Origin of the sequence: Sinorhizobium numidicum, from assembly GCF_029892045.1 — a bacterium.
GTDB lineage: Bacteria > Pseudomonadota > Alphaproteobacteria > Rhizobiales > Rhizobiaceae > Sinorhizobium > Sinorhizobium numidicum.
This window is the reverse complement of sequence record NZ_CP120368.1, coordinates 433,507-445,148: the sequence shown is the minus strand read 5'-3', so window position 1 is coordinate 445,148 and position 11,642 is coordinate 433,507. Positions and strand designations below refer to the sequence as shown.

Genomic DNA, 11,642 nt, shown 5'->3' with positions numbered 1-11,642 from the left:
TCCAAAATCATCAACATGATTCTAACAAGTTACAGCGGGATGCCGGCGGAAACCCCGCACATCTCATCCCGCACCAAACAATCCAACAGGCCTCATCTTTGCTTCGTGCCGCAGCAGCCATTGCTTTCGCCAAAGTCCACCGCCATACCCTGTCAAGGATCCATCCGCCCCGATGCAGCGGTGGCAAGGCACTACGATCGCGATGCAGTTGGAGCCGTTGGCCCTGGCCACGGCGCGAACTGCCTGGATGGTACCGGTTTCCCGGGCGATGTCGCTATAGGATCGTGTCTCGCCCAAAGGTATTTGCGACAGCTTTGTCCATACCTGCCGCTCGAAGGCGCTGCCGTCGAGAGCCATGGGCGTGCGAAAATCGCCAGAATTGCCGGCAAAGTAGGTTTTGAGTTCGGCGTCGATCTGGTCGATCGGCGGCGTCCTGCCTGGCACGACGGCCGATCGCGTCTTGCGTTTCAAACTCTCCATCTCCGCCGGCAACGCCTTGCGATCGTGAAATTCGAGCAGGTGAAGATGCGTCTGATCGGCGACGGCCACCATGGGGCCGAGCGGCGTTTCGATCCAATCGGCAAACAGCAGTTCACGCCCCTGGGCCGTGGCGGGCGCCTCTCCCATCAGTTTGGCGAAGGCGGCGCGGAAACCGCTTGGCGAATCATAACCCGCATCGATCTGCGCCTCGATGACTCTGGCACCGGCGGAAAGCTGGCGCGCGGCCTCCCCCATTCGCCGCTGGCGTGCAAGGTCGAGAAAGGTCACGCCGAGGCTCCTCTTGAAGGCGCGGCGGACGGTCGAGGGGTCTAGTCCTCGCCGCACCAGATCGTCCTCTGTCCAACGATGGTCCGGATGGCGATCAAGCAACTTCAGGAGGCCGTCCACCAACGGCTCTTTCTCGGAGGCCCCGTCCAGCGGACGGCACCGCTCGCAAGGTCGAAAACCGGAATTGAGGCAAGCCGCTATGCTGTCGAAAAACAGGGTGTTTTCCCGCTTAGGTTTGCGGGCGGGACAGGAGAGCCGGCAGAAGATGCCGGTGCTCTTTACGCAGACGAAGGCCTGGCCCTCATAGTCGAAACTACGCGCAAGAAGCGCATCGTAAAGGAGATCGTCGTTCGGCAAATCGAAAAGCATGCCAGTTTGTAGCACTCGGCAAACGGTTCGTCCGCCGAAATTCGGGCGTCTATTTCAGCGGCTTCCGCGAGCCGCACCCGCTCACAGAACGATCAGCATGAGGACGCCCAGCACGATCAGCAGGCAACCGAGCAGTTCGAGACGGTTGATCCATTCGCGGAAAACGAAAAAGGACGAGGCAAAAGTGAAGAGCATCTCGACCTGCGCGACCACCTTGACGATTGCCGCCTGCTGCAAGGTCATGGCCATGAACCAGCCGAACGATGCCGAGGCGCCGACGAAGCCGACGATGAAGGCGGGTTTCCAGGCTGCGCCGATGCGTTTCAACTCGTCGGGCTCGCGCGCGACAATCCAGACAAGCATGACCATGGTCTGCAACAGGATGACGCAGCCGAGCGTGAAGCTCGCCTGCATGATGTAGTCAGGCACGGGCAAACTGGGCGCCAGCGCCAGCGAGGCGGAACGATAGGAAACGGCGGAGAGCCCGAAGAACGTACCGGACAGCAGCCCTATGCCGGCCGTACGGCTGAAAACCGACGTCACCAGCGATCGCGCGCTGAGTGTCGTACGGGCAACGGAGATGAGCATGACGCCAATCACCGAAATAGCGATCGCGACCAGCGCGCCCTGGCTCGCTTTCTCGCCCAGAAAAACCAGCCCGAAGAGCGCCGCCTGGGCCGGCTCGGTGCGCGAATAGGCCGTGCCGACGGCGAAATTGCGGAAGGAAAAGAGATGAACGAGCAGGAATGTCGCAGCGATCTGCGCCATTCCGCCGATCACCGCCCAGAGGAAGAAGGTGCCGTTCGGCACCGGCAGGGGATGCCCGGCGACACGCCAGAGAACAACGAGGTAGAGAAGCGCGAAGGGCAGGCCGAACCCGAAACGCACGAAGGTGGCGCCGGTCGTGCCCATGACGCCCTTCAAGTGTTTCTGCATGGCGGAGCGGACATTCTGAAGGAAGGCCGCAGCGACGGTGATAAGGACCCAGGTTTCCATATTCGGCCGCTAGCATGGGAGCGGCGGACAATCCATTGGTGTGAGCAGCTAATGCAAAATTAAATCCGTTCCTTTCGTGAGCGTCGCGTGGCATAACCCGGCCATGAAAAAGCTCGATCGCCTCCCGACCCATGCCGAGTTCGCCCATGTCACCGATTGGGTTTTCGACCTCGACAACACGCTTTATCCGCACCACGTCAATCTCTTCGCGCAGATTGACCGCAACATGACGGCCTATGTCGCCGAGCTCCTGTCACTGGAGCCGGGCGAGGCGAAGAAGCTGCAGAAGGATTATTACCGCGATCACGGCACCACGCTGCAGGGCCTGATGGTCCATCACGGTGTCGATCCGAACGATTTCCTCCAACGGGCGCATGCGATCGATTACAGCGTTGTTCCAGCCGACCCCGACCTTGGCGAGGCGATCAAGGCTCTGCCGGGGCGCAAGTTCATCTTCACCAATGGCAGCGTCGCCCATGCCGAGATGACGGCGCGCGCGCTCGGCATTCTCGATCACTTCGACGATATCTTCGACATCGTTGCCGCGGACTTCGTGCCGAAGCCGGCCGGCGACACCTATGACAAATTCATGAGTCTTCACCGCGTCGATACGCGTCACGCGGTCATGTTCGAGGATTTGCCGCGCAACCTGGTGGTGCCGAAGGCGCTTGGCATGAAGACGGTGCTGCTGGTGCCGCGCAATCTCGAATACGAATTCGCCGAAGCCTGGGAAACATCCAGCGATGCAGACGAGCAGATCGACTACATCACCGAGGACCTGGCCGGCTTCCTGCGACGCGTGGTTGCGAAAGCCTGAAGGCGCCCCTTTGTGCGCCTGAAAAGGCGCACGGCACTGCAAGACTATCGCCTGCCGGACGCCATCGGTACCGAGCGCGGGTCGACAGTTTCGTAGAAGCCGGCGATGATCTCCCAGGCCTCTTCCGCGGTTTCGACGAAATGCACGAGATCGACATCGTTCGGCGCGATGGTGCCGAATTCGGCCAGGGCTTCGAAATTGATGATCGAGCGCCAGAACTTCTCGCCGAAGAGAATGAGCGGCACCAGTGCTAGGCGGCCGGTCTGCATCAACGTCATGGTTTCGAACAATTCGTCGAGCGTGCCGAAGCCGCCCGGGAAAACGGTTACCGCCTTGGCGCGCAAGAGGAAATGCATCTTGCGAATGGCGAAATAGTGGAAGTTGAAGGAGAGCTCCGGCGTCACGAAACGATTCGGCGCCTGCTCATGCGGCAGGACGATGTTGAGGCCGATCGACGGCGCACCGGCATCCGCGGCGCCCCGGTTTCCCGCTTCCATGACGCCCGGGCCGCCGCCGGTAACGATGACATATTCCTTGTACCCGCGCTTGGCCGATTGCTCGGAGCAGAGCCGGGCGAACTTGCGTGCCTCGTCATAATAGACGGACGCGGCCTCCAGATTCTTCCGTTGGATATCGTTCTTGGCCGCCCAGGCCTCGCCGCCCGGTTCGGGAATGCGCGCGCCGCCGAACATCACGACCGTCGAGTTGATGCCGCGCTCCTCGAGCATCATCTCCGTCTTCAGCAATTCAAGCTGCAGGCGGACCGGCCGCAGCTCTTCGCGGCACAGAAAATCATCGTCGATATAGGCGAGACGGTAAGTCGGCGAGGCCGATTGCGGCGTCAACGGCACGGTCGATGCGCGCAGCTTGCTCTGCGTGCTGTCTGCCAGCGGATCCCAGACCCCACCCTTGCGGCGCAGAGCGCGCTTCTTCATGCGTGCCATATCTCGTCTTTCCGTCGCGTTTCGAACAACCAAGATCTCGTCCGGACGCGCTCCGTGATGTTTCCTCGGTCATAAAGGCGTCCCTACTGCCGGAAACGCAGAAGCTTGCCAAGTCCCGTTGAATAGCCAGAGCCTAAAAGCCCTTCAACTTTTCAGGATCATGCTCCACAGCGTCGCCATCTTTGAGAGCCGTAAAGACCGCTGTAGCACCTTTGAATTGCTGCATGGTTTTGTTCTTAAATCGGTTCCGATTCGAAGATTTATGCAGTAGAGCTTGCACGATAACCGCCGAACTTTAAGGAATTCCGATGACGAACCACGATCTCGCCTCCCTGTCGCAGACGATCGAGACCGCCTTTGAAGATCGCGAAGCCGTCAATACCGGCACCCGCGGAGCGGTTCGCGACGCCGTCGAAGCGGCGCTGAACCTGCTCGACAGCGGCAAAGTGCGTGTTGCCGAGCGCGGCGCGGACGGGACCTGGACTGTCAATCAATGGCTTAAGAAAGCCGTGCTCCTCTCCTTCCGGCTGAACCCGATGGAACTCATCAGGGGCGGCCCCGGCGACTCGGTCTGGTGGGACAAGGTTCCCTCCAAATTCGATGGCTGGAGCGTCAACGAATTCGAAAAGGCAGGTTTCCGCGCCGTGCCGAACTGTGTCGTGCGCCGTTCGGCCTATATCGCTCCTAACGCGGTCCTGATGCCGTCCTTCGTCAATCTCGGCGCCTATGTCGGCGAAGGAACGATGGTCGACACCTGGGCGACCGTCGGCTCCTGCGCGCAGATCGGCAAGAACGTACACCTTTCCGGCGGCGTCGGCATCGGTGGCGTGCTGGAGCCCATGCAGGCCGGTCCGACGATCATCGAGGACAATTGCTTCATCGGCGCGCGCTCCGAAGTGGTCGAAGGCTGCATCGTTCGCGAGGGCTCGGTTCTCGGCATGGGCGTCTTCATCGGCAAGTCGACCAAGATCGTCGATCGCGCGACGGGCGAAGTGACGTACGGAGAAGTGCCTCCGTATTCCGTCGTCGTCGCCGGCTCCATGCCATCGGCTTCGACCATGGCCAATGGCCAGCCGGCCCCGAACCTTTATTGCGCCGTGATCGTCAAGCGCGTCGATGAAAAGACTCGTTCGAAGACAGGCATCAACGAGCTGCTCAGAGATTGACATTATGGCGGAGGAGGGGCGGCAGCCGAGCATGACGTGGCTGTTCTTCAGCCCCTCCGGCCGCATCGGCCGCCTGCCCTTCCTGCTTTCCTGGCTGTTCTGGTTCGTGATCGGCGGCATTTTCCTCATGCAGACGCTGAAGAACGAGGAACAGGACACCGCGTTGGCGCTCTGGACGCTGGCGCTGATCGTTTCGGGTGTGCTTTCAACCGTCTCCATCGCCATGCTCGCCATCAAGCGACTGCATGACATCGGCTATCCGGGTCCGTTGGCGCTCTGCCTTTTCATTCCGGTGCTCAGCCCCATCGTTTTCGTCGCGCTCTGTCTCTGGCCTGGTACGCAAGGGGAGAACGAATACGGCAGGCACCGCAACGGCCCCGGCCGGTAATGAATCCGCACTGTACATTCGCGTCCTTACCAAGTATGTAGCCCGGCAATGAACAGGCCCGCGACGTGTTGGCCGCGGCTATCGATGCTGATGACGACCTGATCCGAGGTCCGCTCGTCTGCCGGCGTCAAGACCGAAATCCGAAAGACGATACATGACTGAGTTCGAAGGGATCGCGCCCGCGATCGCCGACGCGTTGGCAAAACGCGGTTACAGTGCATTGACGCCGGTTCAGAAGGCGATGCTCGACCCGGCGCTCGACGGCGCCGATGCGCTGGTTTCCGCGCAGACCGGCTCCGGCAAGACCGTGGCCTTCGGCCTAGCGCTCGCGCCGGCGATGCTTGGCGGCGCACGGCAACTCGACGCAGCGGGCGCGCCGCTGGCTCTGATCATTGCCCCGACCCGCGAATTGGCGCTGCAAGTCAAGCGCGAACTCGAATGGCTTTACGAATTCGCCGGCGCAACAATTGCCTCCTGCGTCGGCGGCATGGACATGCGCAACGAGCGGCGGTCGCTCGAACGCGGCGCGCATATCGTCGTCGGCACGCCGGGGCGGCTTTGCGACCACATCCGACGGAACTCGCTCGACATCTCGGCGCTCAGCGCCGTCGTGCTGGACGAGGCGGACGAGATGCTCGATCTCGGCTTCCGCGAAGACCTGGAGTTCATTCTCGAAGCGGCGCCGGCCGAACGCCGCACGCTGATGTTTTCGGCGACCGTGCCGCGCTCGATCGCAACGCTTGCCAAGAACTATCAACGCAATGCCATTCGGATCAGCACGGCATCCGAACAGAAGCAGCACGGCGACATCGAGTACCGCTCCCTCGTCGTTGCGCCAAACGATCGCGAGAACGCCATCATCAATGTTCTTCGCTACTACGAGGCGAGGAATGCAATCGTCTTCTGTTCGACTCGCGCCGCCGTCAATCATCTCACCGCCCGCTTCAACAATCGCGGCTTTTCCGTTGTCGCGCTTTCGGGCGAGCTCAGCCAGAACGAGCGCACGCATGCGCTGCAGGCGATGCGCGACGGCCGCGCCCGCGTTTGCATCGCCACCGACGTTGCAGCACGCGGTATCGACCTGCCCGGACTGGAACTCGTGATCCACGCCGATCTGCCGACCAATCCCGAGACGCTGCTCCATCGCAGCGGGCGCACGGGGCGCGCGGGCCAAAAGGGCGTCAGCGCACTGATCGTGCCTGTCAATATGCGTCGCAAGGCCGAGCGGTTGCTGGAAAACGCCCGCATCACCGCGACTTGGGCCAAGCCACCGTCGGCGGATGAGGTTGCAAGCCGCGACGACGAGCGCATCATCGCCGATGCGACCTTCGACGAGCCGCTGCGCGAAGACGAACAGGCAATCGTGCGTGCGCTGATCGACCGCCATGGCGCGGAAAAGCTCGCCGCCGCTTTCGTGCGACAGTTCCGTTCCGGCCGCTCGGCACCGGAGGATCTGGCGGACATTTCGCCTGCCGACGATCGGAGAAAGGCGCGGCGCGACGCGCCGGTCTCCGCCCGCGACGAGATTGGCGCGCCGCGCGCAGATTTCACCGACGGCACCTGGTTCTCGCTCTCCGTCGGGCGCAAGCAGAATGCCGAGCCACGCTGGCTCATTCCCATGCTCTGCCGCCATGGAAAGCTGACCAAGCGCGATATCGGCGCGATCCGCATGCAAGCGGAAGAGACCTATGTCGAATTGGCAGCAGAGGGTGCGGAGCGTTTCCTCTCGGCGATCGGGCCGAACCGGACACTGGAAAAGGGCATTCGCGTCAAGCCACTTTCGGGTGCTCCCGATTTTTCTCAGGCGCGGCAGGAGAAGCCGGATTTCGCAAAGAAGCGGCCACGGCCGGCGGACGCCGAACCCGAGCGCGAGAACAAAGATTTCAGTCCGAAGCGCAAGTTTGAAAAGAAGCCTGCCTTCGCTCAGGATGCGCAACCCGGAAAACGGGACGAGAAGCCCTGGAGCAAGAAGAAGGGAAAATCCGAGGCGAAGAAAGAGGGCGGCGGCTTCAAGCCGAAGCCCAAGCGCAACAACGCGAAAAACCGGCAGGCCTGACCTGTACGGACGCTGAGCGGAAGGAAGCCGTCCCTATCCTCTTCCCGCGTCGTTTCCTGGGAAGAGGTCAAGCTTCGAGAAACCGTAGCCCGATAACGGCGACGATGATCATGGCAATGCAGACGAGGCGGAGCCAGGAAACCGGATCGCCGAAAAGAACAATGCCAAGCACGGTGATCCCGACAGAGCCGACACCGGTCCAGGCCACATAAGCGGTGCCGGCCGGGAGTTCCCGCATCGCGATCGTCAGAAGATAAATGCTGGCAAGTGCCGCGGTCACGCCGATGACACTAGGCATCAGCCGCGTCCAGCCTTCGGCATATTTAAGCGCAAGCCCCATGGCGATTTCGACGGCGCTCGCCGCCAGAAGGATGATCCACGCCATTGTCGTCTCCGTGCCTACCTCAGTGATTTTCAATTCTGGTATTAATCTTGTAGGATAGGCACCGGAGTGCAATTACGCACCTTTTGGTAACTATAAAAATGTCTTCGGATAGGACAAATATCCCCGCGGCCTCGACCACACCGGTGGTCTCAATTCCCAGCGTCTTCGATCCGACATGCTCCTCCCGCCACGCGCTGGAGCTCGTCGCCAGCAAATGGGCGATGCTGATCATCTCTGCCCTGGAGGCGGGCCCGATGCGCAACGCCACGCTCATGCGCAAACTGGGCGACGTGTCGCAGAAGATGCTGACGCAGACCCTAAAAGAGTTGGAACGCAATGGCCTCGTCATCCGCGAGGACAAACAGACCGTGCCGCCGCATGTCGAATATCGGCTCAGCCCCGTCGGACGATCGCTGAGCGAAACCCTGGTCGTGCTCGACCGCTGGGCCGAGACGCATTTCGGCGAGCTCGACGCCGCGCGCGAGCGCTATGATGCCGAACGGAGCAGGTGAGAAACCGTCCGCTCAATTGCCATCGATTTGCGACTGCGCCACCACCTTGACCACCCAGTCGGCAAAGACGCGCAAGCGGCTGCTCAGGTGACGGTTCGGCGGATAGACCAGATAGATCGGCATCGCATCGACCTGCCAATCCGCCAGGACCGGAACCAAGGCTCCGGTGCGAAGGTCGTCGCGCACCATGAAGAGCGGCGCCTGGATGACGCCGAGTCCCGCCCGCGCGGCGGCAAGATAGGTCGTCGACTCGTTTGCCGCGACGGTGTAGCGGCCGTTGACCTCGATCTCCTCGTTTCCACGCCGGAAATGGAAGGGCATCTGCTGGCCGGTTTTCGGCAGGAAATAGCCGACGACGTAGCAGTTTTTCTCGAGGTCGGAGGGATGCTGCGGCGTTGCATGCCGCTCAAGAAAGACCGGCGAGACACAGGCGACGAATCTCATCTCCGTGATGCGCCGGGCGATCAGCGACTGGTCCGTCAGCGTGCCGGCACGGATGGCGCAATCGACGTTCTCCGCGATATAGTCGATCGTGCGGTCGGAAACACCGAGATCGATCTGGATATCGGGATACTTCCTGTTGAACTCGGGCAGCGCGGGAATGATGATCAGGTTGGCAAACGCGCTCGCGGTTTCAACGCGCAGCCGCCCTTTCGGCAGGCTTTGCGCGCTCGAGAGACTGCCATCCAATTCGTCAAGGTCGGAGAGAAGGCGGGCGGCACGCTCATAATAGAGTGCGCCGTCCGGGGTCACCAGAACCCGCCGCGTCGTGCGGTTGAGCAACTTCGTCCTGAGATGCGCCTCCAAACCCTGAATGAGGTTGGTGACAGTCGCCTTCGGCATGTTGAGCGAGGCAGAGGCCCGCGTGAAGTTGCCGGTTTCCACCACTCGAAGAAAGGCGCGCATGGCCGTGAGCTGGTCCATTTCAATAACCGCATTGTTCGAAATACCGAATAGTGTAGTCAGAACCCACGGACTATTCCAGACGAAAGACAATGTTATGCTGCAAACATCGCGGGTTGTCCCTCATCTAGGGATTCACCCATGGCAGAGACAAGAGAGATGAACACGCATTTTACGGAAGAGACGATTGGGACGAGTCAGGGTTCGTGCCGCGCGCGCGTCTACCGTGGCGCGTCGCTGCTCGCGCCGCCGCCGATCGTGCTTCACCTCCATGGCGGAGGCTTCGTCGGGGAGTCGGTCGCAGCAGGGGAAAAGGTCGCCAATGCGCTTGCCGTTGCGGGTGCTATCGTCATATCGCCGGAATATCCCTCCGCATGCCTAAACCCGTTTCCGGCGGCACTCGAGGCGTCCTACGCGATGCTCGCTTCGATGCGCAGCCGCTGTCCGCAGTTCGCGCATAAAAAGTCCATGCTGTTCGTCGCCGGCGAGGAAGCGGGCGGCAATCTTGCAGCCGGCCTGGCACTGATGGCGCGGGACCAGTTCCTGACTGAACTCAAAGGGCAGATCTTGTTGTCGCCGCTGCTCGATCCGTGCCTGGCAACGCCATCGTTCCGTAAGTACTGTCCGCAGAGTTCGGTCCAGTCGATCGCCGAGGGCTGGCAGCAGTATCTCGGGGAGCGAAGCGGGTTGACCCACCCCTATGCGGCGCCCGGCCATTGCACACGTCTCGGCGGGCTCGTTCCGGCGCTCGTCATCACCAGCGAGGAATGTCCGATGCGCGACGAGACAAAGGCCTATGCCGAGCGCCTGCGCGCGGCCGGCGTTCCGGTGGAGATACACGTCCTGCCCGGACGCGCCGCCTGGATCCCGGCGAATGCCGCCCAGGAGAACTGGCCTTCACAGGAAAAAACCATTTCCGGCATTTTCTCCCGCTTCTTTCAGGAGACGGGGGCAAAGCCAAAGCAGCAGTAAACAAGCATAGATGCCGGCTCCCAACCGGCGAGGAGAGAACATGACATCGACCGCTACCCGCCGGGTCCTTTGGGGCGCCGGCTTAAGTATCTTTATGTCCGTCGCCGGTGGGGCCGCCGTCTTCCTCGGCGTGCCCAATCCTTTCGAGGCCGACGCCGCAACCGAGACAGTTGCGGCACCGCCCGCCGTTCCCGTTTCCGTGGCGAAGGCGGAATCACGCCGGATCACCACCTGGGAGAACTTCTCCGGACGGCTCGAGGCAATCGAGCGCGTCGAGGTTCGCCCCCGCGTCGGCGGCGCAATCCTCAGCGCGCATTTTCGTGAAGGTGCGTTGGTCAAGAAGGGCGACCTTCTGGTGACCATCGATCCCGAGCCCTACGCGGCCACCGTTGAGCGCGCCGAGGCAGAGGTCGCGGCAGCGGAGGCACGGGTCGCCTTGGCGAAGACCGAACTCGAACGCGGCCGTAAACTGGTCACCACAAGCGCCATCCCGCAAAGCGGGGTCGACCAAAGGCTCAGCGCCTATGACGAAGCACAGGCGAATGTCCGCTCGGCAAAGGCGGCGCTGCGTTCGGCGCGCCTGGACTTGCAATATACCGAAGTGCACGCGCCGATCACCGGCCGCGTCGGCAAGCTCGAGGTAACTGCCGGCAACCTCGTGTCGGCCGGCTCCGCCTCACCGGTGCTGACGACGATCGTCTCGATCGACCCGATCTATGCGAGCTTCAACGTGAGCGAGGAAGTGGTCGCGGCCGCCCTTGCAAAGCTCTCCGCTTCCGCCGATGCCGACTCGATCGAGCGCATTCCCGTGCAGATCGGCACGGCCGCCGACGAGGGCACGCCGATTAATGGTCATATCCAGCTCATCAACAATGAGGTGGATGCCACGACCGGCACCATTCGCGTGCGGGCGGCGCTCGACAACGCCGACGGCCGGTTGATTCCCGGGCAATTCGTCCGCATCCGCATCGGCGATCCGGAACCGTCGGAGAAGCTGGTGATCAGCGATCGCGCGATCGGCTCCGACCAGGACAAGAAATTCGTGCTGGTCGTCGGTTCGGACAACAAGGTCGAATACCGGCAGGTGACGCTCGGGCCGACTGCCGACGGTCTGAGGATCGTCGAAACCGGCCTGAAGTCCGGCGAGAGCATCGTCGTCAACGGGCTGCAGCGTGTGCGGCCTGGTGTCGTCGTCGCTCCGCAGCCGGTCGAGCAAGCCACGGCCTCGATCGCAAAGCCATAGCAACCAGCGGCCTCGCCTCTTTCAAGCAGGGCCCTGGGACCGAAATCAAACTGCATGCGCCGAGCCGGCGGGTGAGCATTCTCGCCCGCAACGGCCGACGGCATGCCTGACGTGTCCCAAAGG

At 61.9% G+C, this 11,642-nt stretch carries 12 protein-coding genes; 7 read left to right on the top strand and 5 right to left on the bottom strand.

Annotation, left to right across the window (positions count from 1 at the left end; translation table 11 throughout):
- Positions 1-63: 63 nt before the first annotated feature.
- Positions 64-1,137, bottom strand: coding sequence for a bifunctional transcriptional activator/DNA repair enzyme AdaA (locus tag PYH37_RS13230; RefSeq protein ID WP_280735403.1), 1,074 nt, complete (start codon positions 1,135-1,137; stop codon positions 64-66).
- Between the two features lie 81 nt (positions 1,138-1,218).
- A complete protein-coding gene (locus PYH37_RS13225) occupies positions 1,219-2,133 on the bottom strand; it encodes a DMT family transporter (protein ID WP_280735402.1) in 915 nt (304 codons plus the stop codon).
- Between the two features lie 103 nt (positions 2,134-2,236).
- On the opposite strand from PYH37_RS13225, the gene PYH37_RS13220 reads away from it, so the two are divergent.
- Positions 2,237-2,950, top strand: coding sequence for a pyrimidine 5'-nucleotidase (locus PYH37_RS13220; RefSeq protein ID WP_280735401.1), 714 nt, complete (start codon positions 2,237-2,239; stop codon positions 2,948-2,950).
- 44 nt (positions 2,951-2,994) lie between these two features.
- Here PYH37_RS13220 and PYH37_RS13215 read toward each other — a convergent pair whose 3' ends face one another.
- Positions 2,995-3,894, bottom strand: a complete 900-nt coding sequence (locus tag PYH37_RS13215; RefSeq protein WP_280735400.1) for an LOG family protein — start codon at positions 3,892-3,894, stop codon at positions 2,995-2,997.
- Between the two features lie 308 nt (positions 3,895-4,202).
- Here PYH37_RS13215 and dapD point away from each other — a divergent pair, with 308 nt between their 5' ends.
- From dapD to PYH37_RS13200, 3 genes are all read left to right on the top strand, one after another.
- Positions 4,203-5,060, top strand: a complete 858-nt coding sequence (gene dapD, locus PYH37_RS13210) for a 2,3,4,5-tetrahydropyridine-2,6-dicarboxylate N-succinyltransferase (protein ID WP_280735399.1) — start codon at positions 4,203-4,205, stop codon at positions 5,058-5,060.
- A 4-nt stretch (positions 5,061-5,064) separates the two neighbouring features.
- The gene (locus PYH37_RS13205; RefSeq protein ID WP_280735398.1) at positions 5,065-5,448 is read left to right on the top strand and encodes a DUF805 domain-containing protein; all 384 of its coding nucleotides are present in this window, start codon (positions 5,065-5,067) and stop codon (positions 5,446-5,448) included.
- A gap of 154 nt (positions 5,449-5,602) precedes the next feature.
- On the top strand, positions 5,603-7,504 hold the full coding sequence (locus tag PYH37_RS13200; protein ID WP_280735397.1) for a DEAD/DEAH box helicase: 1,902 nt from the start codon (positions 5,603-5,605) through the stop codon (positions 7,502-7,504).
- A 67-nt stretch (positions 7,505-7,571) separates the two neighbouring features.
- Here PYH37_RS13200 and PYH37_RS13195 read toward each other — a convergent pair whose 3' ends face one another.
- On the bottom strand, positions 7,572-7,889 hold the full coding sequence (locus tag PYH37_RS13195) for a DMT family transporter (protein WP_280735396.1): 318 nt from the start codon (positions 7,887-7,889) through the stop codon (positions 7,572-7,574).
- A gap of 221 nt (positions 7,890-8,110) precedes the next feature.
- On the opposite strand from PYH37_RS13195, the gene PYH37_RS13190 reads away from it, so the two are divergent.
- Complete coding sequence (locus PYH37_RS13190) at positions 8,111-8,401, top strand: winged helix-turn-helix transcriptional regulator (protein WP_280736703.1); 291 nt, start codon at positions 8,111-8,113, stop codon at positions 8,399-8,401.
- Positions 8,402-8,413: 12 nt separating this feature from the next.
- Here PYH37_RS13190 and PYH37_RS13185 read toward each other — a convergent pair whose 3' ends face one another.
- On the bottom strand, positions 8,414-9,325 hold the full coding sequence (locus tag PYH37_RS13185) for a LysR family transcriptional regulator (RefSeq protein WP_280735395.1): 912 nt from the start codon (positions 9,323-9,325) through the stop codon (positions 8,414-8,416).
- A gap of 138 nt (positions 9,326-9,463) precedes the next feature.
- Here PYH37_RS13185 and PYH37_RS13180 point away from each other — a divergent pair, with 138 nt between their 5' ends.
- Positions 9,464-10,276, top strand: coding sequence for an alpha/beta hydrolase (locus tag PYH37_RS13180; RefSeq protein ID WP_280736030.1), 813 nt, complete (start codon positions 9,464-9,466; stop codon positions 10,274-10,276).
- Between the two features lie 40 nt (positions 10,277-10,316).
- The gene (locus PYH37_RS13175) at positions 10,317-11,519 is read left to right on the top strand and encodes an efflux RND transporter periplasmic adaptor subunit (protein WP_280735394.1); all 1,203 of its coding nucleotides are present in this window, start codon (positions 10,317-10,319) and stop codon (positions 11,517-11,519) included.
- The last annotated feature ends 123 nt before the right edge of the window (positions 11,520-11,642 follow it).